The sequence below is a fragment of the Virgibacillus siamensis genome (assembly GCF_039522605.1).
Lineage (GTDB): Bacteria > Bacillota > Bacilli > Bacillales > Amphibacillaceae > Lentibacillus > Lentibacillus siamensis.
Genome location: NZ_BAAADS010000016.1, coordinates 150,785 through 175,944 on the forward strand (window position 1 = coordinate 150,785; position 25,160 = coordinate 175,944).

A 25,160-nucleotide genomic window follows, 5' to 3' on the forward strand; every position below is an offset into this window, starting at 1 on the left:
CTACAACCCGTTTCTTTTCGACAACATTTATTATATTATATAATAGATGTACAAACTTAAAAAGAGTCAATCTTGACATGCAAAAGGAGAAAACAATGAAAAACTGGCGAGACCTCATCGGGAATGCAACGATTCGTTACCTTGATCATTCCGGAAAAAAAACGTTTCAACATAAACCGTATACCGCACTGACCTCATTTGCGGTTGATGATGTGCTGGCACTGTTTGTCGACGGACAGACTGTGCCAGCGGTAAGACTATGGGTGCATCCGGACACAGTTGTTCTGGGAATTCCCGATGCTCGCGTTCCATATATTGAAGACGGTGTCAAACTGCTTAAGGACCGGGGATATCAAGTAGTAGTCCGCAATTCCGGCGGGCTTGCTGTCGCACTGGATGCCGGCGTTTTAAACATTTCACTTGTCCTGCCTGACGTAAAACATGTTTCCATTTATGACTGCTATGAAGCGATGGTCGGCTTTGTCAGGTACATGTTTTGCGATTTAACCGATGAAATTGAAGCGTATGAAATCGTCGGCTCTTACTGCCCCGGGGATTATGATCTGAGCATTGGCGGCCGTAAATTCGCCGGTATTTCGCAGCGGCGCGTAAAGGATGGCGCGGCCATTCAAATTTATTTGGATGTGGAAGGAAAAGGATTTGAACGGGCGAAACTGATTCGGGATTTTTACGATGTGGCCCTTAAAAATACCGAAACAAACTTTGACTTTCCGGATGTAGTTCCGTCCACAATGGCATCTTTGTCCGAACTGCTCGGGAGACGAATTACCGTTGATGAGATGAAACAGCGGGTTGTTCAAACATTGCAGGAAATTAGCGAAGATGTTGTCTTGACGGACTTTTCCGATGCAGAAGAAGCGCAATTTGAAAAGCGGTATGCACAGATGATGAAGCGAAATGAAGGGATTGCGAGATTGCAGTGAATCCGGCACATTTATAAAAGTTTACAACGAACAAAAAGCTTGCAGTCAGAGTCAGCGCTGCAAGCTTTTTAGAAACTATCCCGCCTGGACTGCTGTGATAATGGCCAGTTTGTACACATCATCAGCGGTGCACCCGCGTGACAGGTCATTTACCGGTTTGTTCAACCCCTGAAGGATCGGACCGACTGCATCAAATTTTCCAAGACGCTGCGCAATTTTGTAACCGATGTTACCCGCCTCAAGACTTGGGAAAATAAACACGTTCGCATTTCCCTCAAGTACAGAGTCAGGCGCTTTTTTTGCTGCCACTTCCGGGATGAATGCGGCGTCAAACTGGAACTCCCCATCAATTAGAAGGCCGGGGTTCTTTTCCCGGGCAACCGATAAAGCGTCGGTAACTTTTTCCGTTTCCGGCGATGCTGCCGATCCTTTTGTGGAAAAACTGAGCATCGCCACACGCGGATTAATGTCAAACAATGCTGCTGTGTCGGCGCTCTCCACCGCAATTTCAGCGAGATCCTGACTGTCCGGGTTGATGTTAATCGCACAGTCAGCAAACACATATTTTTCATCGTTGCGGACCATGACAAAAACGCCGGATGTTTTGTTAATTCCTGCTTTCGTTTTAATAATCTGCAATGCCGGTCTGACTGTGTCCGCAGTTGAATGAGCGGCGCCACTGACAAGTCCGTCCGCCTGATTCATATGGACAAGCATCGTACCAAAATAATTTTCATCCAAGAGAATCTGCCGAGCTTCTTCATCCGAAACTTTTCCTTTACGGCGCTCAACAAATGTTTCAACCATTAAATCAAATTCAGCAAATGATTTCGGATCCATTAACCGGCATGCACTGATATCCACACCAATTTCCTCTGCTTTTCCCCTTATCTTGTTTATTTCCCCAAGCAAAACAGGAGTCAGCACACCAGCAGCGCCCAGCTGACTGGCGGCAGTCAACACCCGCTCATCAGTGCCTTCTGGAAAAACAATGGATTTATTTACAGTATCTAATTTACTGCTCAACTGTTCAAAAAGACTGCTCATTACAAAACCTCCCAAACTCGAATTACTGCTAATTAAATGATAATCGATAGCCGCTCTCAGATAAAGAAACTCATCCTGAAATTCGGCACAGTTTTGACAGAACGTTGACGAAACCTGTATCCCATGATTATTGTTCCCTTCTTATGATATAGTAAAAACATGTGATAATTTTTTCAAATTGAAGGAGAGATAGTAAATGGCAGCTGAAGCAGTTGAAACATTGGATGGCTGGTATTGCCTACATGATCTCAGGACCATCGACTGGACCTCATGGAAAATGGTATCAGACGAGGAGCGCAAGTCCGCGGTTGATGAATTTAAAGACCTGCTTACTAAATGGGAATCCGTAGAGGCAGATGAAAACGGCAGTCATGTTCTTTATAAAGTAGTTGGACAGAAGGCAGATCTGATGTTTATGTTCCTTCGTCCGACGATGAATGAACTGACAGACATGGAAACGGAATTTAATAAATCGAAATTTGCAGAGTTTCTTAAACCTGCGTATTCGTATGTGTCGGTTGTTGAACTTTCCAAATATGGTCCACAGCGCCCGGCTGATGATCCCCGGACACTTGAGCGCCTGCACCCGATTCTGCCGAAATGGGAGCACATGTGCTTTTACCCGATGGACAAGCGTCGGCAGGGAGAAGAAAACTGGTATTCGCTCGATTTTAAGGAACGTGCCAAACTATTGTACGAGCACAGCAAAACTGGCCGGAAATACGCTGGAGAAGTTAAGCAGGTTATTACCGGATCATTTGGCTTTGATGATTGGGAATGGGGTGTAACCCTGTTTGCCCATGATGTTTTGCAGCTTAAGAAAATCGTTTATGAAATGCGTTTTGACGAAGTAAGTGCCAAGTATGGCGAGTTCGGTGAATTTTTCGTTGGTAATCACTTACCAAAAGAAGATGTTAGTCCATATTTGAGTGTATAAAATCAATTGTCCCGGCTGTATCAGTCCGGGACATTTTTTTGCTGTCAACGTAATGCTGCCACTCCCGAAATGCCGGATTATGATAATCCAAAAGTCATTCATTTTTCCCGCCCATTTTGCATACACATATCTAGTAGCCTTACAGCATGAGCTGCAGAAACGAGAGGTGTTTTTGTCAGGGTTATTTTTGCCAGATAACAGGACATCAAACTCGCTCGCAAAACCATTATTAGGAAACCATATCACCCGGCAACCAATTCGCTGTGATTTTTCAGACCATATAACAAATGTCCGGCCCGAAGAATCGGTCAGGAGGTTGCCGGCAGATATAAGTCACATTGCTTTCATGTCCCCAAGACATGCGAATGTCTAAAAGTCTATTAAAATCAAGGAGGTATTTCGATGAGTAATTTTGATCCATACGGCAATAATCCGTATCAGGCGTATTATCCGTACTATTATTATCCGCAGGCAGCACCAGCGTATTATCCTGCCTATGATCCGAGACAAGAGAATCAGAATCAGAATCAGAATCAGATGCAGATGCAGATGCAAATGCCGCAGGGCACTGCACCCCCCTCACAGGAACAAGGCGAACCAACGTTGCCGACTGAACAATCATCATACATTGAAAATATATTACGGCTGAATGAAGGAAAAATTGCTACCGTTTACATGTCGTTTGAAAATGACGCCGAGTGGAGTTCCAAAGTATTCAGAGGAAGAATTGAAGCGGCCGGCTTGGATCATATTATCCTCAGTGACCTGGAAACGGAGAGACGCTATTTACTGTTAATGATCTATTTGGATTATATAACGTTCGAGGGCGAAATTAATTATTCCTATCCATATGGCAACTCAAGTATGGCGACATATCCATCAAGATAAGGGACAGTATCTCATTAGAAAAACTTGGCATTCACCCAAGTTTTTCTAATGTCCCAACAAAGGGGAATTTCATATGCGACATCCGTATGAAAAGTTTATCCGACTGGAATTGTTTACACTTGCAGCAGCTGTGTTCATTGGACTGATTGCCATGTTCCAGGGATTCCTGCTGATTATCTTCTTCTGCATCTTTCTCCTGGCAGTCAGTATGATTTTTGAAGGCTTGATCGCCATGAACACATTCCACACTACTGAAGGGCTGAAACAGTTCATAAAGGCTGCCATGCTGCTTCTTTTAACACTTGTTCTCTTTTTTCAGTTATAAGTGTTTCATGACGGCATAGCCCAACAATATCCAGCCTGCCAAAAACGCTACACCGCCAATCGGAGTAATCATCGCAAACAGCTTCAGTCCTGAAAGTGAATAAATGTACAGGCTGCCGGAAAACAGGACAATCCCGACAAAGAACATCCAGCCAGCCCACGTCATCCCGCTGCTTTGTATTTTGGCAAAAAGCAATCCGGTTACAAGCAGTGCCATCGTATGAAACATCTGATAAGTTACCGCTTTGTCCCAAATACCGAGCATCTTTTCCGTCAGTTTTCCTTCAAGACCATGTGCTCCAAAAGCACCCAAGGCCACTGCCAAAAACCCGTTTAGTACACCCAACAGTAAAAATAATTTCATCGTTCTGCTCCTTCCGCAATCCTGGTGTTAAAAGTCAAAAAGTGAATCACCGTTTGCATCATCATGCTTGATTGTGCTGTGTTGTACAGGTTCCACCTTACTATTGCTGTTCTCACCAATCATTGCCTTCATTTCCTCTTTCGTAATGTTTGTTTTGTCAGCTTGAGTGTTGTCACCTTCCAGCAAAAGATCACAAAGCAGCTGCACGTTGGCAATGTGGTTTTTCATCACATGATCTTCCGCATCCCGTGCCTTATTTAATTCGTTGATCATTTTCTTTATTATCGTCTCATTGGCTACTGCCACGTACGCTCACTCCCTTATATCAGAGTATACCATTTCACACATCATGAAAAAAAGCCTTGAACACCGTCAAGACTTTTTTCATATCTATTTCCCTTATGTGCCTACATGCTGCTGTTCTTCAGCATAGCGTTGATAGACCCAATGTAAAAATTCCATTTCATTTTCTGCTAATTCCCTGCCCAGCTTTTCTTCTGTATCTTCGTGAACCTGCGAAAAACTTTCCATACACAAATCCCCCCATAAAGAAACGAACCCTATATACGATTCCCATCTTTCATTTTACATAATTACGGAAAAGGAATCAATATTCAATTTATAATTTGCGCAATTCACTGATAATATTAACTTATTCGGGAAAGATCTTCATCTCGGCTCAATTGATTCAGACGGTTTTTGTATACGATATGGTCGCGGGTGAATTCTGTCGGACTTTTAATACCGACAGCAGCAGACATCTGAAACACGCCTTCACGAAGCGCCACCAGATAATTGCATACCCGGTACTTTTTCTCTTCGACGCTTAATGCTTTTTGCAAATCCGGATCTGTTGTTGCAACCCCGACAGGACAATTATTCGTATGGCAGACCTGTGCCATGATACAGCCAACTGACAGCATGAATCCTCTGGCAATATTAATCATGTCAGCACCTAGTGCAAGTGCCATAGCGATTTTATCCGGAGTAATCAGCTGTCCGGACGCTATGATACGTGTCCGCTCACGCAAACCATATTTTTTCAGTAAATCATCTACGAGCGGCAATGCAGCAAATGTCGGCAGTCCCACTGATTCGGCAAGTTCAAAATAAGACGCACCAGTACCGCCGTTACCACCGTCAACCGTAATAAAATCCGGGACGATATCCGCCTCCTTCATTGCTTTAATGTATGATTCCGCCTGTTGTTCATTGCCGACCACAATTTTGGTCCCGACAGGTTTGCCGCCGACATCACGGAGTTTATTGACAAACTCAAGCAATCCATGTGCATCATCAAATTCACGGAACCGATTTGGACTGTTAATTTCCTGCCATGGTTCCACTTTTCTGATTTCAGCAATTTCCTCAGTAACTTTTTTCCCGTCAACATGACCGCCGCGGGTTTTGGCTCCCTGTGCAAGCTTCAGTTCGAACGCCTTCACCTGGTCAGTTTCACTCTGTTTTTTAAATTCTTCCCATGAAAATTCCCCATCTTTGGTACGGACACCAAACAACCCGGGACTGATTTGCATCATGATGTCGACATCCCCTCTTTGATGATACGGCGAAATACTTCCCTCACCAGTATTCATCCAGGTTCCGCCAGCCATGCCCAGTCCTTTGGAAAGTGCTGTAATGGCATGATCCCCCAGCGAGCCGAAACTCATAGCCGATTGTCCGATGATGCCATTTAACTTAAATGGCTTTCGAACGGTATGTTCACCAAGTATAATTGCATCTTCATCCGCCAGATAAAATGGATTTATTTTATGCGTTTCACTATGTTCTTTACGGCTGATCAATTTTTCATTATCAATGGTATACAACTTTGTATCGATTTTCGGATTCTGGTCAATCCTTAATTCTTCCCGCTGGCTCGGAAACATATTATTGACAATATACATTCCCTCTTCTTCAAAGTTACGTTCCGAACCATATCCGATCATCCGGCTGTTGTATTTGGCTGCCTTATACACATACTCAAATTCCCTGCGGTGGAACGGTCTTCCCTCATTATTGTTCAAAAACAAATACTGCCGGAATTCCGGTCCAACCTTTTCGATTATGTAGCGGACTTTGCCCAAAACTGGATAGTTCCGCAGAATCGAATGCTCTTTTTGTTTTGCATCGTGCATATATAAACGGAACAATAAAAATAACGGTATGCCCACGATAAGCACGATAATAATGATAAGCGCTGTCAACAATCCTATCTCCATCTTGATCCCCCCATTTATGTACTAAAAATATATTCCCTTTCTAATTGTGATTAAACATAGAGGCTGGGATCCGATACATCCCCATAAAAAAGATCCCCCACCTGGGAGATCCGCATGCGTCTGTATATTACTGTTCCTGTTTCAGTCTGCTTTCGAGTTCAACTATGCGCTCGCGCAGTTCATCTATATCAGCTTTGGTGGCTAAACCAAGGTCAGTTGCCATCTCCTGTGTCTGTTCGGTTTGCTTTGTGCTCCATTCATCTGTCTTCTGCTCGCCTTTTTCAACGAAATTACGCATAACGGTTCGTGCCTGTTCCTGTGTCAGTTCGTTTTTTTCCACAAGTTCTTTCAGCTTTTTGTCGAGTCTTTCTTTACCGCTGACTGCTGCACCAAGGCCGAGCAAAAAACCTTTCTTTAAAAAGTCACTCATATTGCCACCCCCTTCTAAGTCTATATTGCTCAATCGGATAGAGTACTGCCGATGTCACTGAAATAATCATGTACTCACGATACTTTACCCGAATTATGCATGATTCTAAACCATTTATCAAATAGAATATAATTATGTTTGCTCATAGTCATATGTGACAGAATCGTTTATAATGATGAAAACTGACTTTTTAGGAGGATACAATGCAAAAAAATACATACAAATGGTCAGATCACATTAAATTCATAGTGCCATCGCTAATCGGCATTTTTCTGTTCATGACTCCTGTCAGCACCGATGCGGGGATGACTATTCCAATTGCTATCCTGTCCAATTGGCTCCAGGCAGCATTACAAAATCAGCTTTCATTCATTATGATGATTATTATCGTGCTCACCGCAATCATGACCATTATCGGCAAAATTGCCGGTGAAGAAGGGTTCCAAAAAACACCATTTTTTCAACAGCTTTTTTGTGTAAGCACTTTCTGGACGATTACACGAATTGCTGCCGCCATTTTTGCAGTAATGGTGTATTTCCGGCTGGGATCTGAAGTGATTTACGGACCTGATACAGGGCAGCTGCTGCTGGGCGATTTGCTGCACGTGTTATTTGCCGTGTTTTTATTTGCCGGACTGTTCCTGCCGCTCCTGATGAATTTCGGATTGCTCGATTTTTTCGGAACGTTGATGACCAAAATCATGCGTCCATTGTTCCGGCTGCCCGGCCGTTCATCCATCGATTCGCTCGCTTCCTGGGTAGGCGACGGTACAATCGGTGTGCTGTTGACGAGTAAACAGTATGAGGATGGTTATTATACAAAAAGAGAAGCAGCCGTCATCGGTACAACGTTTTCGGTTGTCTCCATTACGTTCACCCTGGTTGTCATTGATCAGGTGGGTCTGATTCATATGTTTGTCCCGTTTTATCTGACAGTTATTGCCGCCGGGGTAATAGCAGCGTTGATCATGCCGCGTATTCCGCCACTTTCCACAAAAGCCAATACATACATAAGTGAAGCGGAAGGAGATATCGAAGAAAAAGTTCCACGCGGGCATAACAGTCTCACATTCGGCTATAAAAAAGCACTGGATCAAGCAAAAACAGAGACAAGCGTATACAAATTTTTTAAAGAAGGTGGACAGAACATTCTCGATATGTGGATGGGTGTGGCCCCGATTGTTATGGCGTTCGGGCTGATTGCATTAATCATTGCCACCTATACACCGGTTTTTTCCTGGCTTGGGCTGCCGTTTATCCCGCTGCTTGAACTGATGCAGGTACCAAATGCGGAAGCAGCATCCGAAACGATTCTGATCGGGTTTGCGGACATGTTCCTTCCATCGATTATGATTACATCGGTCGAAGCGGAAATTACCCGATTCATTATTGCTGCATTATCCGTTACACAATTAATCTACATGTCCGAAGTCGGCGGCTTGTTGCTCGGATCGAAAGTTCCCGTCTCTTTTTGGAACCTATTCGTTATTTTCCTGCTTCGGACCATTATTACACTGCCTGTTATCGTACTGATTGCACATATGCTTTTTTAAACTCCTAACATTAAAAAAGCCGCATTTTTCATTAACAAATGCGGCCTTTTTAAATATAAGTCTCTTTCTTTGAACTCATTATGCATCACCTACAACATACTTATCCAATTTCGTCTACCATAAAGAATTCTAATAATGTAGACTGAAGTATCCTTTTCAGAAGCCATATAAAAAACAATATAATTGTCCACCAACAATTTCCTTATACCTTGACTGGCTAAACGTTCATCATCAACCAATGCATGTCGTTTGGGTATCCGCTCCAATTCAAAAATGGATTCAGATATCTTCGCAATTAATTGTTTAGCAACAGTCGGTTCCAACAATTCCTTTGCAATATAATCAGCAATTTCTTTTAAATCAGTTTCTGCAGGCTCTGTAATGACCAAATGGTAAGCCTTCACTCCGACAGCCCTTTCTGAATATCTGTCACGGCATCACGGAATGGTTTTACTTTATTCTTTTCTACTGCCTCCATTCCCTGATTGAGCAGCTTATACAACTCAAACTTTCCGACAAGTCGCTCATAAGTTTCAATGCTCATTACTGCTAAATCGCCTTCACCATTCTTGGTAATATATACCGGTTCAGGGTAACTGTGGCAAAACGATGATATTTCATTATACTTATTTCTAAGATCGGAGCTCGGTCTAATCTCAGGCATTATATACACCTCTTCATTATATTATATCAATATTTTATCAAAATATTGATATAATAACAACAAAATTGTATATAATCCCCTACGGAAAAATACATAGTCACGCATCAAAACAGCCCGCCATCATGCAGACAGCGGGCTGTTTTAATATATCAAACTATAGAGGGTCATCTGTTATACGTTTCAGCCAAAAGTAAGTTTCGTAATTTGCCTGATTTTTTCTGTATTTAATGATGTGTCTTTCGGTACTTCCTGATCAACTTTTTCCCGCTCGGAACCTTTTTCAACGAGCTGCTTATTGTAGCCGAATTGCTCAGCCGTCATACGCATAAACTCGTAAAAACTTCTGCTCTCTGATTCGCCAGTATGGTAAATACCGGTCACATCACTTTCAATCTGCTCCTGAATGACTTTTGCCAAATCATTCACATGAACAAACGTGCGAATTAAATCATCGCGGTATGCTACCGGCTTGCCGGAACGAAGATAACAGGATAGTTTATCAGTACGTTCATCTAGTTTGCCGATTTTATTTTCGCCGTAAATTGGACCAGCACGCAAAATAACATAATTGGAAAGCTCATTTGTGATAAAACGCTCTGCTTTGATCTTTGCATTTGCATAACTGCTGAATAAATGGTCATCAGGCAGTTTGGACATCGGATCAGCTTCACTGTAGGGGCCTTTCCCTTCTGTAAAGACAAAATCAGATGAAATGTAAATCAGTTTTGTCTGTGGTGTCAAATGTGTAATCAGATGCAACAACCCCTGATCCGTCAATTCGTGCTCATTAGGACCATCCATTACAGACCAGATGACAACATCTGGATCAACTTCTTTATAGAAATCGGAAAACGACTCCGGCTGGTTAACATCCAGTTTATACAAATCATCAAACAAGGCAGGTTCTTCCAGGTATGTGCCGGTTACCTCAGCTTCCGGAATTTCTTTTGCCAGTTGAAATACGGACGCTCCCACATAACCGCTTGCACCGAATACACATACTTTCATATTGAACACCTTCCTTCACTAATTTTGCTTCACGTATTAAGATGCTGATTTCCTTTTCTGCCGTGATCCTTGAAGACATCTCTTAAAATCGATGCCTTCCCTTCAATAAACGGCTGCCAGATTCCCTGAATTGGTCTGCTCGAAAGCAGCCAAACAATTGATGCCGCTATAACAGCGAGACCCAGTACATCAAAGAAATTGTTCACTTCAAACAGATTCGTCGCACGAAAAAGCTGAATGAAAAATCCGTGAAGCAAATAAACATATAATGTTCTGGCCCCCAATTTGGTAGCTTTACTGTGTGACTGAGGAATCAGAGCCAGGATACTGAACGACATGGCAGCTGAAGTGCCATAGACAAGCAGCCTTGCTAATCCGCCGAATTCCGGCAGCCCCAAGTCACCGTATGATTTGGATGCCAACAGCCAGCCTGAATTAAACTCAGGCGCAATGTAAATCGCTGCTGCTGTTCCGACCAATACAGCCACCGCTGTTATTTGCAATCCTTTCCGCTTCAATACCATTACCTGATCTTTGGTCATCCAGTACCCCATCAGGAAAAACGGAAAGAATACAATTGTTCTGGACAAACTGAACGTATGACCAATATCACCGAAATATCCTGCCACCAGTCCGATGACAATTGTTGTGATAATGCCTGCTGCAGCCGGCAGTTTTTTAAAGCCGACCAGCAGGATATGCCAGCTGAACAGACTGAACATGAACCATAGTGACCATTGCGGATAAAAGATTCCGCTCTGCCAGCCTTCTTTTCCAATGAAAAAATAGTAAGCTGTATAAAGCAATTGGAAAATCAGGTACGGCACCAGCAATTTTTTTGCCAGATTGATAATATACTTCCAGTTACCCGACCCTTTTGCAAAAAATCCTGCCAGGAATATGAATGCAGGCATATGAAATGTGTAAATCCACAGATACAGTGTGTTCATCCCGTTAGAACCCTCTGTAAACGGCTGAATCAAATGGCCGAAAACGACCAAGAATATTAAAAAGACTTTCGCATTATCAAAATACGCGTTTCTGTTCATCTTTTTCATTCCTTTGTTCTCAAAATTAACCTCTTTACTACGGTATACCCATTTTCAAACAAAAGTACGATAGAAATCCAGTGTTTTCATGAGGTTGTTATTTAAGTGTAAGCAGAATGAAAAAATGATACATTCACGTAAAAAACAAGCCTGTCAATCTGTGCTCCCGAAAAACACAGACTGTCATCCTTCCTTCTTGATCAGTTCCCGTCGAAAGTTTGCGAGCGTTTCACAGCCGTTTTCAGTGACAACAAACGTTTCACTGATTTCAACCCCGCAATCCGCCTCCCAAAGCCCGGGAATTAAATGAAACGTCATGTTTGGCTCAAGCACCGTCTGATTGTATTGCCGGATACTTGCCGTATGCTCGCCCCAGTTAGGCGGATAACTTAAGCCAACCGAATATCCGAGTCTGTCATACTTTTCAAAGCCATGTTTACGGATGGTGTCACTCCACACAAGCGCCAAATCTCCGCACGTTGCACCTGGTTTGACGGCATTTAACGTTTGATTCAGGCTGTCCGTTACGGCATCACCTAATCGTTTTTCTTTCGATGAAGGTTCACCAAGCTTGATGGTTCTGGCAAGTGGCGAATGATACCGTTTATGCACACCAGCCAATTCAATGGTAACAATCTCATCGCCATTAAATACTTCCCCGCTCCATGTCAGATGAGGACTGGATGATTTAACGCCTGACAGCAGCAGCGGAGCAATCGATGGATAGTCACCGTCAATTCCCTCGGCACCATTAATCTGGGCATAATAAATATTGGCAGCAACTTCATTTTCAGGGATCCCCTTTTGAATGGAATTAATTCCAGCCTGCATCGCTTCCTCGGCATTTGCCGCTGCATTTCGCATATATTGCAGTTCCTGATTTGATTTTATCATCCGGACAAATCCAATCAATGTTGTCGTATCGATAAAAGATGCATCAGGCAGCCAGCTTTTAAATGTTTCATAGGCCATTGCGGATAAAAAATAGCTGCCCATTTCAACACCAATCCGCCTTTGATCCTGCTTCTGTTTTTTAAACAAATTAGCAATAACGTCCATGGGATGTTTCGTATCGGAATGCATGTAATCATCGGTGTAATAATAAATGTGTTCATCATCCATCCAAGTTGTTAATTTTGCACCGTTCGCGTCCTGTCTTCTGCCAACCCAAATCGGCTGATTCTGCTCTTTAATAACAATCAGAGCCTGTGTGACGTAGAAGGAATATGCATCATATCCAGTCAGATAATTCATATTGGAAGGGTTGGAAACAAGCAAAACGTCCACACCCTGTTGTTCCATTTTTGCTTTCACCTGTTCAAGGCGCTGCTGATATTCCGAAGTTTCAAACCGCTGTTCCATAAACCTTTTCCCTTCTTCCATGATAAGATTTATACAACTATTCCCGGAAAAAGGTTCGTGTCAAACAACTTCACACGAATGATTATTCGACAAAATTCGGTTGGTGCCGGTAGTATGTCGAACTTGCGGATGACTTCGCACGTTTATGTGATGATTTCGCACGTTTGGGCCGGCTGTTCGCACGTTTGCGGGATAACTTCGCACGTTTGAGTCGGCTGTTCGCACGTTTGCGGGATGACTTCGCACGTTTGACCAGCTATTCGCACAATTAGCCCGGGTTTTAAACCAATAACTGGTCAAGATCCGGTTTTCTTTTTGGTTGATGATGCCGTTTTCCTTTTGCCTGAGGATGATGCGGTTTTCTTCTTCGTTTTTGGTTTGTCTTTTTTGGCACGGTCCAGTGACTGTTCGAGGGCATCCATCAAATTGGTGACATTATCCGGCTTCGGTTTTTCTTTTGCGGTGGTAACCTCGTCCTGGTTTTTCTTTTCTTCAATTAACTCGAGTAACGCGGTACGATAATCATCTTTGTATTTTTCCGGATCAAACTCGGTTGTAAGTTGATCAATCAGCATTTTGGCGGTGTCCAGTTCTTTTTTGGCCGTTTCGGTGTCTTCCGGGACGTTCGGAACATCTTGCACCGCGCGCACTTCATCCGGATAATGAATCGTTTCCACGACCAATGTGTTCTGATAAATCCGAATAACCGCAAGCTGTTCCTTCGACCGGATAATCATTTTGGCAACACCTATTTTTCCTGTCTCATTCAAGGCTGACCGCAGCAATCCGTAAGCTTTCCCACCGCCTTCACTTGGCGACAGATAGTAACTTTTTTCGAAATAAATCGGGTCAATTTCCTCCAATTTTACAAAATCAACAATTTCAACCGCCTTATCTTGCTGTTCTTTTTTTAGATTGGCAAGTTCTTCATCATCGAGTACGACAAATTTATTTTTCGCATATTCATACGCCTTAACGATTTCATCACTTTCCACATCACGGTCACAGTTGGGACATGTCCGTTGATATTTTATTGGTGTTTGACATTCTTTATGGAGCTGTCTGAGCTTAACATCCTTGTTTTCCGTAGCGGCATGCATCTTCACTGGAATGTTGACAAGCCCGAAACTGATGGTTCCTTTCCACATCGTGTGCATCCTGAAAACCTCCTGTCGTTTTTGTTCCGGTCATATTTTCCCCCGGAATTAGCCACTTTATTAATGAGGAGGGCGTTTAAATGAAATTAATGAAGCCAATTGCCAGTCGGGAAATTCCACACGGTGATAAATGGGTCTACGAGGTGAAGTATGACGGATTCCGGTGTGTACTTGTTTGGGACAAGAATTCCATAAAGCTTTTCAGCCGAAATAACCGGGATTTATCCGGAAATTTTCCGGAGATTATTGCCTATTGTCAGGAGCAGCAGGACTTGGTTGCGGATGCACTGCCGCTCAAATTAGACGGAGAACTGGTTGTTTTGAACAATCCGATGCAGGCTAATTTTTCATTCATTCAAAAGCGTGGGCGCCTTGGCAATAAGGAAGCAATTTCGGCAGCTGCTGATGCGCATCCGGCAAGTTTTATGACGTTTGATTTGCTTGATCAGGATGACAATGTGCGCTTTAGTGTGCGAAAACAGCGGCTTGCGGATGTATTGAGCAGGCTGGAAGCGGACGGTCGGATACGGTATGTCCCCTTTCATGAAGATGCAGCTGTACTCTGGAACGAAATTTTTGAAAATAAAGGGGAAGGACTGATTGCCAAACGCCGGGACAGTACTTACGGGATTGAAAAAAAGCATCGCGACTGGTATAAGATAAAAAATTGGCGGACGATTACCGTTTTTTTAACCTTCTACCATCCGGGAAACGGCTATTTCACTGCCGACGTTTTTGACAAGGACGGCGTTCATGAAGTCGGCAAATGCAAGCATGGTTTAGATGACGAACAAATGGAAACGCTGAAGTCTCTTTTTTTATCCAAAGGCATTGCCGAAAAGGGCGGCTATCGCCTGCCGCCAGCGATCTGTGCTGAGATACATACCCTTGATTTACATGGCGGGGAAGTCCGCGAGCCTGAATTTGTCCGCCTTCTGCCCAAGATGGCAGCTGATGACTGCACGTGGGACAAGCTGCAACAAGATATTGCCATGATTCCGGAAGTGATTGATCCATCACATCTGGATAAAGTTTTTTGGCCGGAACCCAAGCTGACAAAAGGTAATCTGCTCGTCTACATGCGGGAAATCGCACCATATATGCTGCCATTTTTACGTGAACGGCGCTTAACGGTCATCCGTTGTCCTGACGGGGTTGGTGACACGTCATTTTTTCAAAAACACCTGCCGGATTATGCGCCTGAATACATACGGGCAATCGATATGGATGACGAGGTGTTTTTCAGTTGTGAAGATTTGAATTCTCTGACGTGGTTTGCCAACCATGGGGCAATTGAATTCCATGTGCCCTTTCAGACTATTGGCAGTGAAACACCTTGCGAAATAGTTTTCGATCTTGATCCCCCGGGCAGAGAGGCTTTCCCACTTGCCATTAAAGCTGCAGGCCTTCTAAAAGAAATGCTCGATGACCTGGAGCTGACATCATTCGTAAAAACGTCCGGCGGCAAAGGGCTGCAGGTGCACATTCCCATTCCCGAGGGCAGTCTGACTTACGATGAAACAGCCGTTTTCACGCAGGCAATCGCCTGGACAATTGAACGCAGCTACCCTGATTCATTTACGACAGAGCGATTAAAGGAAAAACGCGGCAGTAAACTTTATATCGACTATGTCCAGCACGGAAAAGATAAAACACTGATCGCCCCCTATTCACCAAGAAGATCCGCCGATGCCGCCATCGCTGCACCGTTGTTTTGGAGTGAAGTAAAAAAAGGCCTCACCCCGGATTTATTTACCATTGAAAATACGGTCAATCGCGTGAAAGCAAAAGGATGCCCATTTGCTGAATACTGGGAAGTCGGGAAGAAGCAGAAAATGGATAAATTGCTGAAGTTGGTGAGGTAGATGTTAGCTGTACCAGCAGTGCTACCGACGGACGATATTAAGTACTGTTTGCTCGACTTACGTGGATTCGCTCGATTTGGAGTGTGGTTCGATCAAAATTAGGGGCTGCTCGCTCGATTCGAGGCGTCGTTCGCTCGATTTGGCGGCTCGTTCGCTCGAATTCTCGATTTGAATGCTGCCGGCATAAATTGAGGGGGCGGCCCGATGAAAAAGCCGCCCCCTATCTCAAACGTTATGCCGAAATGTCCTGTTGAATGGCAGTTTTATCGTTGTATGTTTTCAAATTTAATTTCTTCAAAATCCGTGATGTCAATGTTCCGGTGAGCATTGCATCGTTTACGTTCAGTGCAGTACGTCCCATGTCAATCAAGGCTTCAATCGAGATCAGCAACCCGGCAAGTGCAACCGGAAGTCCCATCGATGATAGAACAATCAATGCTGCAAAAGTTGCTCCACCGCCGACTCCGGCAACCCCGAATGAACTGATGCCGACAATCAATACTAATTTAATCAGAAATCCGGGTGTAAACGGGTCAATACCAACGGAAGGTGCAATCATAACCGCAAGCATGGCCGGATAAATACCCGCACACCCGTTTTGCCCGATGGTTGCGCCAAACGACGCAGACATATTGGCAATACCCGAATCAACACCAAGTGAATTCCGTTGCGCCTGGATATTCAACGGAATCGTCCCGGCACTTGATCTGGATGAGAACGCGAAACCCAACACAGGCATCACTTTTTTCAGATAGGTCATTGGGTTCAATCCGAATAACCCAACTAACACCAAGTGAATGATAAACATGGCAATCAATGCCACATAGGAAGCAATAACAAATTTGCCGAGTTCAACTATGCCGGCAATATCTGTTGTTGCGGCCATATTTGCAATTAATGCCAGAATTCCATATGGTGTCAATCGCAGAATCAATGTTACAATCCGCATTACCACCGCATAAAACGAGTTGACAATTTTAGTGAAAACTTCAGCTTGTTCCGGATTTTTCCTCCGTAATCCAAGAACGGCGATACCCACAATGATAGAAAAAATAACAATTGCAATAACCGATGTCGGCCGCTGCTGGGTCATATCAAGAAAAATGTTCGATGGGATAAAGCTTTGAATTTTTTCAGGAGTTGACATGTTTTCCACATCACTCAAGGTTGATTCCAGCATTTGCCCCCGATCGTTTTCCGCCTGACCGGCATCAATCTGATCAGCATTCAAATTGAATAATCCCGCACTTCCGATTCCAACCACTGCTGCAATCATGGCTGTTCCAACCAGAATTCCGATAATCCATGCGGACATTTTGCCCAGATCAGATGATTTTTCCAAATTAATGATGGACTGGATGATTGATACCATTACAAGCGGCACAACAATCATCATCAACAGGCTGACATAACCCCTTCCGACAATATCGTACCATGCTCCCGTTTGACTCAATACTTCCGATTCGGCACCATAAACCATCTGCAGGACTGCACCCAGCACAATCCCCAAACCTAATCCGGTGAATACTCGTTTACTGAATGAAAAATGCTTCTTCTGCATATATACCAGTAAACCGACCACCATTAACAGCACAGCTAAATTAATGACAACATATACTGTTTCCACAAAAATTCCCCCTTCACACCTTTAAGTATATTATTCTGATAAACTTAATATACTTTAAGAATATACAGGGGCGGGCTCAATTGTGTCAAGAAATTGATTTTTTTAGTAACGTCAGAGGGTATAAATTATGGTTGACCTTATAAGAAAAACTTCGGCAATCGCTATAAGACGAGGCGAATGCCGAGTTTTTCTAAAAGAGAAGCTGAATGAGCAAAAAAATAATCCCGCACCCGATAAAAGCGGTACAGGATTAAAGAAAAATATTGAGTTGAGCAGTTTGCTTTATGTTATATCCGGCTCAACTTCCACACTCACATTTCCTTTCAAGGCACGTGAAATCATGCAGCTTTCTTCCGCCTTCTCAACCAGCTTTTCCAGCATACGATAATGTTTCTTCTCTGCATCGTCCTGTAATGAAACGTGCGGCGTATGAATAATACGTTTATATGTGATAACACCATCCGTTACATCGACAATTCCCGCTGAGTCCAGCGCCATCTTTTTCAATGGAAGTTTCGCCCGTTCGATCATAGCAGCGAGCGTAATTAAATAACATGTCGCAGCTGCACCCAGAAGCATCTCATCCGGATTTGTACCAACACCGGGCCCGTCCATCTCAGGCGGAATCGATATTTTCGTCTGTAAATTTCCTGCTTCAATGTAACCTGTATTGTTTCGTCCACCAGGCCAATCTGCTTTCAAGTCAAATTGATGCTCTGCCACCATCATCACCTCGAGTAAAAAATTTATCTTTTAAATCACTATAACATCAAACAACGTTGGTTTGCTGTAAGGAAGTTTTTAATCAGCATCCACTGAGTTAAAAATCGACCATCCCATCACACCAAAATAACCTCCACAATCCGGTGGAGGTTATCGTTATTGGTGATCCAATATTTCTTTCAGGACAACTGCCTGGTTATGTTTCTCGTCTTTTGCGGAATACAGCAGTGTTACGTTTTTATTATTTTCTTTTGTGACGTCTTTCAATTTGCTGAGCTCGTCCTGCTGTTCGCCGCTGCTGAGCTCGTCCTTGTATTTTCCCTTAAAGTCAGTAAACTTTTCCGGGTCATGTCCGAACCATTTCCGCAAATCAGACGATGGACCAATTTCCTTCATCCAGTGATCGATATTCGCTTTTTCTTTGGACATGCCTCTTGGCCAGACACGGTCCACCAAAACGCGAATACCGTCATCCTGGCTTGCATCCTCATAAATTCGTTTGATTTGTACCGGCATTTATATCACCTCACTATAGTGATTGTTCCACTGCCATCCACAACTCAAACCTGATTCATCACGTTTTCCATTTCTGTTTTCAGGCTTTCCAACGTTTCCACACTTTCCTGATTGCTTGAACTGCAGACTCCGAAATAACACTTGATTTTCGGTTCGGTTCCGGATGGGCGGAGACATACCCAGCAATCGTTATCAAGCTTATATTTTACAACATTTTCGTTCGGCAGTTTGATTTTTTCAACTGACCCATTTTCCGGAAAAGTTCGTTCCCCTGACAAGTAATCTTCCACTTCGAGTACCTTCAGCCCTGCTATTTCCGCCAGTGGCTCTTTCCGGATGCTTTCCATAATGGCGGCAATCTTTTCAGAACCCTCTTTTCCTTTTAATGTTAAAGAGGACATCCCTTCCAAATAAAATCCGTGTTTTTCAAAAAGGTCATGCAGTGCATCATGCAGTGTTTTGCCCTGTTTGTTCCAGTAATACGCCATTTCGCAGGCAAGAATGGCGGCCTGGACGGCATCTTTATCACGGGCGAAGCTGCTGATTAAATAGCCGTAGCTTTCCTCATAGCCGAAAACAAATGTTTCGCCGGTTGCGTCAAATTGGCGGATTTTTTCCCCGATAAATTTAAAGCCGGTCAGTGTATCAATCGTTTCAACACCATACTTAGCGGCAATTTTTCTGCCCAGTTCTGATGTCACAATCGTTTTGATCAGCCGGCCGTTTGTCAGAATCGCTTTGTCACTATGGGAAAGGATATAGTCCAACAGCAATGACCCAAGCTGATTCCCGGTCAGCACCCTGTATTTACCAGCGTCATCTTTCGCTGCAACCCCCAGTCGGTCAGCGTCCGGATCGGTACCAATCAATACGTCAGCATTTGATTTTTTCCCTTCTTCAATAGCCATTGTGAATGCCTGGTGTTCTTCCGGGTTTGGTGAGTCGACCGTTGAAAATTCAGGATCGGGTGCTGCCTGTTCCTTCACAACGTCAACATTGGTGAAGTTCAGCTGTCTCAATCCTTTCGTCACTAATTCCAGCGCTGTTCCGTGCAAAGGCGTAAATACGATTGGAAGGTCTTTTTCACGCTTGATCCCGTCATCATCGAGCCTGGAGATCTGAGCAAGTTCTTCCAGATATGCATTATCAATCTCCTCGCCTATCCAGTTAAGCAGTTCTTTATTATCCAGCTCACTTCGCTCCAGATATGGGACGGTCAGTTCATTTTCCGTCTGCTGGATAAATGTGATGATTTCACTGGCTTCGGCCGGTGTAATCTGGCCGCCATCTTCATTATATACTTTAAACCCGTTATACTCAGGCGGATTATGGCTTGCGGTGATCATAACCCCTGCAGCCGTTCCCAGATTTCTGACAGCAAACGACAGTGCCGGCGTTGGGTGCAATTCATCAAAAACATACGACCGGATTCCATATGCTCCGAGAACTTTCGCTGTTTCAAGTGCAAACTCTTGTGACATATACCTCGAATCGTACGATATTGCTACACCACGGTCGTACACGTTCACCGTATTTTCTTTTAAATATTGTGCAAGGCCATTTACCGCTTTTCGCACTGTATAAATATTCATCCGGTTAATCCCCGGCCCCAGTACACCGCGCAGGCCCCCGGTACCGAATGTCAATTCCTTATAAAACGCATCCTCCAGCTTCTTTTTATCACCCGCTAAATGGTCCAGCTCCTTTTTTAATGACGGATCAAGGTTCTGAAAGGATGTCCATTTCTCATGCACTTCTTCCCAATTGTCCAATTATCATTTCCCCCTCTATGTAAATCCCGTTTATATGCCCAAATTCTAGCATACTTTTATCATTTATACTATGGACAAGCCATTTTTGACGGTCTTATCCAAAAATATGAAAAAGCATCCTTTTTATTCTGCCCCCAAACGGTTAAAATAGAGATTAATAAACAAAAAGAAAGTTGTGATGATGATGCAGCATAAGCGGTGGTTCCAAACGCTGGTCACCTTTATACTGATTTTTTTACTGATACTGCTGATTTCAGCAACCGATTTTATCTTTGATCCGCTTTTTAAATATGTTGGGGCTGTTGCGATTCCGCTAATCGGTGCAGGTGTCCTCTATTACTTAACCCGGCCGGTCATGCATCTTCTGGAAAAATATAAAATAAACCGGATTATCTCCATTATCATTGTGTTTTTGCTGTTGATTCTATTTGGATATTTGGCGGTTACCTATATTGCTCCAATTGCTCAGAAACAGGTATCCAAACTGATTGAAAACATTCCTGAAATGGTTGACGGTGTTCAGGAATTAATCATCTACTGGCAGGCGAACCAGGAAAATATACCGGAAGAGGTCAACAAAACCATCAATAACATTACGGCCAACCTGCAAACATACATAGAGTCTGCAATGTCATTCATATTCGGATTTGTTGGGGAACTCATCAGCTTTGTCTTCGCGATTGTTCTGATTCCGTTTTTCCTGTTCTTCATGCTGAAGGACGGCGACAAATTCGTTCCATTTGTAACACAAATATTTGAAAAAAAGAAAGCCGATAACTTCCGGGAACTGCTTCATAAAATTGATGAAACATTAACGTCCTACATACAGGGACAGCTGATTGTCAGCCTTTGCATCGGCGTATTATTGTACATTGGTTACTCGATTATTGACCTGGATTATGCATTAACACTGGCACTGTTCGCGATGCTCGTTAATGTCATCCCTTTTGTCGGACCATTTCTTGCGGTTATCCCGGCACTGATTGTTGGGGCTTTTCAGGATCCGATGAATTTAGTATGGATAGGTATTATTATGCTGGTCGCTCAGCAGCTGGAGGGGAACCTCGTATCGCCAAACGTTATGGGACGCGCGCTGAGGCTGCATCCGCTCACAGTTATCACCATTATTCTGGCGGCAGGAAGTATCGCTGGATTTCTTGGCATCCTGTTTGCAGTGCCATTCTATGCAATCGTCAAAACAGTTATTGTCCATGTTTATCAGACATATTATAAGAAAAACGGGGATGATGTTTTGATATAATGTATGAGCCTTCTCAGACTGATTAGAAAACTTAGTTGTCACCAAGCCTTTAGGTGACAGCCATAGTTGCACTTATGCAGTAAGAAAGTTTTATACTTATCTGCAAAAATAAGGCGCAGCAGCATAAAATTGCTGCTACGCCTTAAATTCATACACAATCGACTTTCCCACTTCTTTATAGCCGATTTTCCGGTAAATGCTGTTCGAGTCGGGATTATCCAAATCGGTATACAGACTGCAAAAACTGGACCCTTCTGCTAGTAATTTTGATGAGAGACCTGCTACAACGGCGGTTGCATACCCATTCCGCTTAAATTCATCCGGTGTAAACACAGCATTGATTGTAGCCCCATTTTCCGTTTTCCTGGACTGATTTGCCATCGATACAGGTACACCATCCACTTCCCACAAATACATCGAGTACTTGCCGATAAAACTGCTTGCTAATTGTTCAGCATATGCATTTGACAAGGGCTCATTTGCTTCCTCCCCGAATTGTACGAGCCAACTTTTAACAAGTGCACAGTCGTCTTCTGTCGCGTGCCTCAACTCACCTTGGACAGTAGGTAATGGATTAATTTCATCCATCCGGTAAATTAGCTGTTTCATGTGAATGGACGATTCAATATTCGTAAGACGCTCCCACTCATTTGTAAACACATCTGCTTTTTCAACCGGTCCAAGTACGCCGGGAACGGCTGCCCGCTTATTGAAAATAAACGCAGCAACATTTTCGATAACATCATTAGAAACATGGTCAACCGCTGCAAGAATCCAGTTATTCGGAGGAGTCTGCATAAAAGCAAAGACAGCTTCATCGTCCTGTTCGGCAATTCCCAGAAAATAACCATTTTCATGGGCATCCGGATCTTGTTTGATTCGTTTCAAAATACCAAGCATTAGGTTATTGGAAGCTTCCTTTTTTAACAACAATGGTTCAACGTGCGTTATGTAATAATCAAGTGACAATTCAAATCTGATTTCCATTCGCAGTCCCCTCCCGATTGAAAATTTCTATAATCTTACTACAGATTTCGGAAGTGAGCAACCACTATCAAAATGTTTTTGTAAAAACCGTTTGTTTCAGCTAAACTGGTAGTGGGAGTGATGGAGATGACAAAAAAAGAGATTGAAGAAGAACTGATGGATCTGAAATCAGATTATATTCGTATACAAGGTGACCTGGAAAAGGCCACATCGTTTGGTGTCAATACATCAAAAGGAGAACAGCAGCTGATTGAAATGGAAGCCCGAATGAAAGAGCTCAATCGGAAGCTGGATGAAGTGAAAAAATAGAATTCTGCGTGGATAAAACGAGGCTGCCTCCATCAAAGGCAGCCTCGTTATTTATCACTGATTTTCATTATTCCCGCTGTTTGCGTTGTTTGCGTTGTTTCCGTTCCCATTATTCCGTTGATTTTCAAGACGTTCCTTGATTTTTTTAATTTCTTTCTTCGGTGGTGTCAGACTGACGATGGTATCACCGGATTCTGGTGAAACCCGCATTTCTTCTGTATAAAATTTAATTTTACCGGATGGCTTCAGGGCATACAGCATGACTGCTTCCTTGTCTTTTTCTGCCAAATACTTCTTGTATCCGTATTGGTCGGTCAATGTAGTCTGACGGAATACATAGTGTTTGGCAATTTTATTGATCAGATCTTCCATGGCGACATCTTCCTTGAACAAAATTCTTCCGCCAACTCGATCGACCGAATCATTCACACCGCCATCAATCATGTTGTATGGGCTGACCTTAAATACATTGGTACGTCCATATTCCGGCATAAATGTCGTACATACGAGCGCATTATAGGAATGAAAATCGGTCGCCGCCACCAAATATTCATATGGGTTGGTATCCAGATGATATTCCGTCTGCTCTGACATCATTTCGCCGTGATAGAACGGAATTCCTGCTTCTCTCGCCAGACGAAGCCGTTCCCATGATGAATCGACAATCAGCACCGGATTTCTTGATTTAGACAAGGTTTTGGCAAGATTCATCGTGAATTTATTGCTGCCGACAATAAGTGTCCCCGGCCTTCCTTCAAGTGACAGATGAAGTTTTTTCGCCAGCGGTCCGATCGTAAAGCCGTGCGCACAAACAGTGAAAAATACCAGTCCAAATGTCAGTGTCATAATGATGGATGCATCTTCGTACCCTGCATCCGACAGAATGGACGCAAAATATCCGGAAACTGTCAGTGCCACAATACCACGCGGCGCAATCCAGCCAACCAGCATCTTCTCATTCAGAGACAAAGACGTCCCCCATGTAGATAGAAAAATCGATAATGGCCGAACGACAATCATCATTAATATAACGTATCCGATTATGTTCGGATCAAAAATTTTCAGCAATACTTCCAATTGTAGTGAAGCTGTCAGCATTACATAAATTGCAGATATTAACAATATCGATATATTTTCCTTAAAGTGACGCATGTCAGCAACTGAGTTTATGCCAAGATTTGCAAGGGTCATCCCCATTGCAGTTACGGCAAGAAGTCCGGTTTCGTGCTCTATTTCATCAGCCAGGGTAAATGCAAAGATGACAACAATGAAGACGGCAGGCGACTTCAGAAATTCCGGAATATGTCCTGTTTCAAACATCCAGCCTACTCCACGTCCGCATACCCATCCCAATATAACAGCAAAGAATGATGCGGCAAAGAATAAGAACAGTGAGGAACCGTCCGGATTGGTTGAGGTAATAAATGCAATAATTTCAAAGGCAAAAACTGCGAGTAATGCACCGATGGGATCAACAATAATACCTTCCCATTTCAGCAATTTTGCAGGTGTCGCCTTTAATTTTGACTGACGGAGCAAGGGCAGAATAACCGTTGGACCGGTAACGATGAAGAGACCGCCTATTACAAAGGCGACTGTCCAGGAAAGACCTGCAACATAATGTGCGGTCAGCGACCCTAAGATCCAGGCAATGAAGGCACCAATGGTTGAAATCCTGACCACCGGCCGCCCCAGTCCTTTCAATTCCTTAAAGCTTAGGTTAAGACTTCCTTCAAAAAGGATGATCGCAACTGCAACGGAAATAATAGGATTATATAAATTGCCGAAGTCTTCTTCAGGATTCATAATTCCCAGTATCGGACCAACAATCAGTCCGGAGATGGACATCAACACAATTGCAGGCATACGATAACGCCACGCAATCCACTGTGAACCAATCCCTAAAAGGCCAATCAGCATTACTTCAAATAAAAGAGATGGAACCATACAAAACCCCCTGACATATATTTGCATTCGGGTAGATAATATAAGGATATTTTAAAGGTGAAGTTTCGTAATGTAAATAAATTTATCTCATTAACGGCAAACCTTTAGTGTTATAATTTCACCAAAATGTCGTAAATACTCATGAAAACGCATTGACTTTTAATTATTCAACTTGTTAAAATGTATTTTGCTTTGCGACATTTT

At 43.2% G+C, this 25,160-nt stretch carries 26 protein-coding genes; 8 read left to right on the forward strand and 18 right to left on the reverse strand.

What is annotated here, in order from left to right:
* Positions 1-95 precede the first annotated feature (95 nt).
* Positions 96-944, forward strand: a complete 849-nt coding sequence (locus tag ABD010_RS11895; RefSeq protein WP_343813279.1) for a lipoate--protein ligase family protein — start codon at positions 96-98, stop codon at positions 942-944.
* A gap of 75 nt (positions 945-1,019) precedes the next feature.
* Here the strand turns inward: ABD010_RS11895 and pta are convergent, their stop codons facing one another.
* Positions 1,020-1,991, reverse strand: coding sequence for a phosphate acetyltransferase (pta, locus tag ABD010_RS11900; RefSeq protein WP_343813281.1), 972 nt, complete (start codon positions 1,989-1,991; stop codon positions 1,020-1,022).
* A 196-nt stretch (positions 1,992-2,187) separates the two neighbouring features.
* On the opposite strand from pta, the gene hemQ reads away from it, so the two are divergent.
* The 3 genes from hemQ to ABD010_RS11915 all read left to right on the forward strand — a co-directional run bounded on the left by hemQ (position 2,188) and on the right by ABD010_RS11915 (position 4,141).
* Positions 2,188-2,928 carry a hydrogen peroxide-dependent heme synthase gene (hemQ, locus tag ABD010_RS11905; RefSeq protein ID WP_343813282.1) on the forward strand — a complete coding sequence of 247 codons (741 nt, stop codon included), beginning with the start codon at positions 2,188-2,190 and terminating at the stop codon, positions 2,926-2,928.
* A 402-nt stretch (positions 2,929-3,330) separates the two neighbouring features.
* On the forward strand, positions 3,331-3,816 hold the full coding sequence (gene gerQ / locus ABD010_RS11910) for a spore coat protein GerQ (RefSeq protein WP_343813284.1): 486 nt from the start codon (positions 3,331-3,333) through the stop codon (positions 3,814-3,816).
* Between the two features lie 73 nt (positions 3,817-3,889).
* Positions 3,890-4,141 carry a hypothetical protein gene (locus ABD010_RS11915; RefSeq protein ID WP_343813286.1) on the forward strand — a complete coding sequence of 84 codons (252 nt, stop codon included), beginning with the start codon at positions 3,890-3,892 and terminating at the stop codon, positions 4,139-4,141.
* Here the strand turns inward: ABD010_RS11915 and ABD010_RS11920 are convergent.
* From ABD010_RS11920 to ABD010_RS11940, 5 genes are all read right to left on the reverse strand, one after another.
* The gene (locus tag ABD010_RS11920; protein WP_343813288.1) at positions 4,136-4,504 is read right to left on the reverse strand and encodes a DUF423 domain-containing protein; all 369 of its coding nucleotides are present in this window, start codon (positions 4,502-4,504) and stop codon (positions 4,136-4,138) included. The genes ABD010_RS11915 and ABD010_RS11920 overlap by 6 nt on opposite strands.
* A gap of 27 nt (positions 4,505-4,531) precedes the next feature.
* A complete protein-coding gene (locus ABD010_RS11925) occupies positions 4,532-4,810 on the reverse strand; it encodes a YwdI family protein (RefSeq protein ID WP_343813290.1) in 279 nt (92 codons plus the stop codon).
* 93 nt (positions 4,811-4,903) lie between these two features.
* Positions 4,904-5,035, reverse strand: a complete 132-nt coding sequence (locus tag ABD010_RS11930) for a hypothetical protein (protein ID WP_343813292.1) — start codon at positions 5,033-5,035, stop codon at positions 4,904-4,906.
* Between the two features lie 116 nt (positions 5,036-5,151).
* Positions 5,152-6,726 carry an FMN-binding glutamate synthase family protein gene (locus ABD010_RS11935; protein WP_343813294.1) on the reverse strand — a complete coding sequence of 525 codons (1,575 nt, stop codon included), beginning with the start codon at positions 6,724-6,726 and terminating at the stop codon, positions 5,152-5,154.
* A 127-nt stretch (positions 6,727-6,853) separates the two neighbouring features.
* Complete coding sequence (locus ABD010_RS11940; protein WP_343813296.1) at positions 6,854-7,156, reverse strand: phasin family protein; 303 nt, start codon at positions 7,154-7,156, stop codon at positions 6,854-6,856.
* 203 nt (positions 7,157-7,359) lie between these two features.
* On the opposite strand from ABD010_RS11940, the gene ABD010_RS11945 reads away from it, so the two are divergent.
* Positions 7,360-8,709, forward strand: a complete 1,350-nt coding sequence (locus tag ABD010_RS11945) for a YjiH family protein (protein WP_343813298.1) — start codon at positions 7,360-7,362, stop codon at positions 8,707-8,709.
* Positions 8,710-8,798: 89 nt separating this feature from the next.
* Here ABD010_RS11945 and ABD010_RS11950 read toward each other — a convergent pair whose 3' ends face one another.
* The 6 genes from ABD010_RS11950 to ku form a co-directional block, all read right to left on the reverse strand.
* Positions 8,799-9,113, reverse strand: a complete 315-nt coding sequence (locus tag ABD010_RS11950; protein WP_343813300.1) for a type II toxin-antitoxin system RelE/ParE family toxin — start codon at positions 9,111-9,113, stop codon at positions 8,799-8,801.
* Positions 9,110-9,373 (reverse strand): type II toxin-antitoxin system Phd/YefM family antitoxin, encoded by a 264-nt coding sequence (locus ABD010_RS11955; RefSeq protein WP_343813302.1) that lies wholly within the window; start codon positions 9,371-9,373, stop codon positions 9,110-9,112. The genes ABD010_RS11950 and ABD010_RS11955 overlap by 4 nt, the downstream gene beginning before the upstream one ends.
* Positions 9,374-9,553: 180 nt before the next feature.
* Positions 9,554-10,381 (reverse strand): sugar nucleotide-binding protein, encoded by an 828-nt coding sequence (locus ABD010_RS11960; protein WP_343813304.1) that lies wholly within the window; start codon positions 10,379-10,381, stop codon positions 9,554-9,556.
* A gap of 29 nt (positions 10,382-10,410) precedes the next feature.
* Positions 10,411-11,430: an acyltransferase family protein gene (locus ABD010_RS11965; RefSeq protein ID WP_343813306.1), complete on the reverse strand. Its 1,020-nt coding sequence runs from the start codon at positions 11,428-11,430 to the stop codon at positions 10,411-10,413.
* Positions 11,431-11,613: 183 nt separating this feature from the next.
* Positions 11,614-12,792 carry a M24 family metallopeptidase gene (locus ABD010_RS11970; protein ID WP_343813308.1) on the reverse strand — a complete coding sequence of 393 codons (1,179 nt, stop codon included), beginning with the start codon at positions 12,790-12,792 and terminating at the stop codon, positions 11,614-11,616.
* A gap of 296 nt (positions 12,793-13,088) precedes the next feature.
* Complete coding sequence (ku, locus tag ABD010_RS11975; protein ID WP_343813310.1) at positions 13,089-13,949, reverse strand: non-homologous end joining protein Ku; 861 nt, start codon at positions 13,947-13,949, stop codon at positions 13,089-13,091.
* Positions 13,950-14,029: 80 nt separating this feature from the next.
* Here ku and ligD point away from each other — a divergent pair, with 80 nt between their 5' ends.
* The gene (ligD, locus tag ABD010_RS11980) at positions 14,030-15,814 is read left to right on the forward strand and encodes a DNA ligase D (protein ID WP_343813312.1); all 1,785 of its coding nucleotides are present in this window, start codon (positions 14,030-14,032) and stop codon (positions 15,812-15,814) included.
* A gap of 232 nt (positions 15,815-16,046) precedes the next feature.
* Here ligD and ABD010_RS11985 read toward each other — a convergent pair whose 3' ends face one another.
* The 4 genes from ABD010_RS11985 to ABD010_RS12000 all read right to left on the reverse strand — a co-directional run bounded on the left by ABD010_RS11985 (position 16,047) and on the right by ABD010_RS12000 (position 20,452).
* Complete coding sequence (locus tag ABD010_RS11985) at positions 16,047-17,441, reverse strand: L-cystine transporter (protein ID WP_343813314.1); 1,395 nt, start codon at positions 17,439-17,441, stop codon at positions 16,047-16,049.
* 282 nt (positions 17,442-17,723) lie between these two features.
* Positions 17,724-18,164 (reverse strand): OsmC family protein, encoded by a 441-nt coding sequence (locus ABD010_RS11990; RefSeq protein ID WP_343813316.1) that lies wholly within the window; start codon positions 18,162-18,164, stop codon positions 17,724-17,726.
* Between the two features lie 156 nt (positions 18,165-18,320).
* Entirely contained in the window at positions 18,321-18,680 is a 360-nt protein-coding gene (locus ABD010_RS11995; protein ID WP_343813317.1) for a DUF488 domain-containing protein, read from the reverse strand.
* Positions 18,681-18,724: 44 nt separating this feature from the next.
* Positions 18,725-20,452 (reverse strand): phospho-sugar mutase, encoded by a 1,728-nt coding sequence (locus tag ABD010_RS12000; RefSeq protein WP_343813319.1) that lies wholly within the window; start codon positions 20,450-20,452, stop codon positions 18,725-18,727.
* Between the two features lie 178 nt (positions 20,453-20,630).
* Here ABD010_RS12000 and ABD010_RS12005 point away from each other — a divergent pair, with 178 nt between their 5' ends.
* On the forward strand, positions 20,631-21,713 hold the full coding sequence (locus tag ABD010_RS12005) for an AI-2E family transporter (RefSeq protein WP_425542261.1): 1,083 nt from the start codon (positions 20,631-20,633) through the stop codon (positions 21,711-21,713).
* A 135-nt stretch (positions 21,714-21,848) separates the two neighbouring features.
* On the opposite strand, the gene ABD010_RS12010 is transcribed toward ABD010_RS12005, so the two are convergent.
* On the reverse strand, positions 21,849-22,700 hold the full coding sequence (locus tag ABD010_RS12010; protein ID WP_343813321.1) for a GNAT family N-acetyltransferase: 852 nt from the start codon (positions 22,698-22,700) through the stop codon (positions 21,849-21,851).
* A 126-nt stretch (positions 22,701-22,826) separates the two neighbouring features.
* On the opposite strand from ABD010_RS12010, the gene ABD010_RS12015 reads away from it, so the two are divergent.
* Positions 22,827-23,009, forward strand: coding sequence for an SE1832 family protein (locus ABD010_RS12015; protein ID WP_343813323.1), 183 nt, complete (start codon positions 22,827-22,829; stop codon positions 23,007-23,009).
* A 54-nt stretch (positions 23,010-23,063) separates the two neighbouring features.
* Here the strand turns inward: ABD010_RS12015 and ABD010_RS12020 are convergent, their stop codons facing one another.
* Positions 23,064-24,956: a cation:proton antiporter gene (locus ABD010_RS12020; RefSeq protein WP_343813325.1), complete on the reverse strand. Its 1,893-nt coding sequence runs from the start codon at positions 24,954-24,956 to the stop codon at positions 23,064-23,066.
* Between the last annotated feature and the right edge of the window lie 204 nt (positions 24,957-25,160).

What these genes read in the sequence shown, in the direction of transcription:
- ABD010_RS11955 (WP_343813302.1), bottom strand. Translation starts at nt 9,373, where the DNA reads ATGCCTGAGATTAGACCGAGCTCCGATCTTAGAAATAAGTATAATGAA.
- ABD010_RS11960 (WP_343813304.1), bottom strand. Translation starts at nt 10,381, where the DNA reads ATGAAAGTATGTGTATTCGGTGCAAGCGGTTATGTGGGAGCGTCCGTA.
- hemQ (WP_343813282.1), top strand. Translation starts at nt 2,188, where the DNA reads ATGGCAGCTGAAGCAGTTGAAACATTGGATGGCTGGTATTGCCTACAT.
- ABD010_RS11970 (WP_343813308.1), bottom strand. Translation starts at nt 12,792, where the DNA reads ATGGAACAGCGGTTTGAAACTTCGGAATATCAGCAGCGCCTTGAACAG.
- ku (WP_343813310.1), bottom strand. Translation starts at nt 13,949, where the DNA reads ATGCACACGATGTGGAAAGGAACCATCAGTTTCGGGCTTGTCAACATT.
- ABD010_RS12020 (WP_343813325.1), bottom strand. Translation starts at nt 24,956, where the DNA reads ATGGTTCCATCTCTTTTATTTGAAGTAATGCTGATTGGCCTTTTAGGG.
- ABD010_RS11895 (WP_343813279.1), top strand. Translation starts at nt 96, where the DNA reads ATGAAAAACTGGCGAGACCTCATCGGGAATGCAACGATTCGTTACCTT.
- ABD010_RS11995 (WP_343813317.1), bottom strand. Translation starts at nt 18,680, where the DNA reads ATGCCGGTACAAATCAAACGAATTTATGAGGATGCAAGCCAGGATGAC.
- ligD (WP_343813312.1), top strand. Translation starts at nt 14,030, where the DNA reads ATGAAATTAATGAAGCCAATTGCCAGTCGGGAAATTCCACACGGTGAT.
- gerQ (WP_343813284.1), top strand. Translation starts at nt 3,331, where the DNA reads ATGAGTAATTTTGATCCATACGGCAATAATCCGTATCAGGCGTATTAT.
- ABD010_RS11915 (WP_343813286.1), top strand. Translation starts at nt 3,890, where the DNA reads ATGCGACATCCGTATGAAAAGTTTATCCGACTGGAATTGTTTACACTT.
- ABD010_RS11930 (WP_343813292.1), bottom strand. Translation starts at nt 5,035, where the DNA reads ATGGAAAGTTTTTCGCAGGTTCACGAAGATACAGAAGAAAAGCTGGGC.
- pta (WP_343813281.1), bottom strand. Translation starts at nt 1,991, where the DNA reads ATGAGCAGTCTTTTTGAACAGTTGAGCAGTAAATTAGATACTGTAAAT.
- ABD010_RS11935 (WP_343813294.1), bottom strand. Translation starts at nt 6,726, where the DNA reads ATGGAGATAGGATTGTTGACAGCGCTTATCATTATTATCGTGCTTATC.
- ABD010_RS11965 (WP_343813306.1), bottom strand. Translation starts at nt 11,430, where the DNA reads ATGAACAGAAACGCGTATTTTGATAATGCGAAAGTCTTTTTAATATTC.
- ABD010_RS11945 (WP_343813298.1), top strand. Translation starts at nt 7,360, where the DNA reads ATGCAAAAAAATACATACAAATGGTCAGATCACATTAAATTCATAGTG.
- ABD010_RS12015 (WP_343813323.1), top strand. Translation starts at nt 22,827, where the DNA reads ATGACAAAAAAAGAGATTGAAGAAGAACTGATGGATCTGAAATCAGAT.
- ABD010_RS11940 (WP_343813296.1), bottom strand. Translation starts at nt 7,156, where the DNA reads ATGAGTGACTTTTTAAAGAAAGGTTTTTTGCTCGGCCTTGGTGCAGCA.
- ABD010_RS12005 (WP_425542261.1), top strand. Translation starts at nt 20,631, where the DNA reads ATGATGATGCAGCATAAGCGGTGGTTCCAAACGCTGGTCACCTTTATA.
- ABD010_RS11920 (WP_343813288.1), bottom strand. Translation starts at nt 4,504, where the DNA reads ATGAAATTATTTTTACTGTTGGGTGTACTAAACGGGTTTTTGGCAGTG.
- ABD010_RS12010 (WP_343813321.1), bottom strand. Translation starts at nt 22,700, where the DNA reads ATGGAAATCAGATTTGAATTGTCACTTGATTATTACATAACGCACGTT.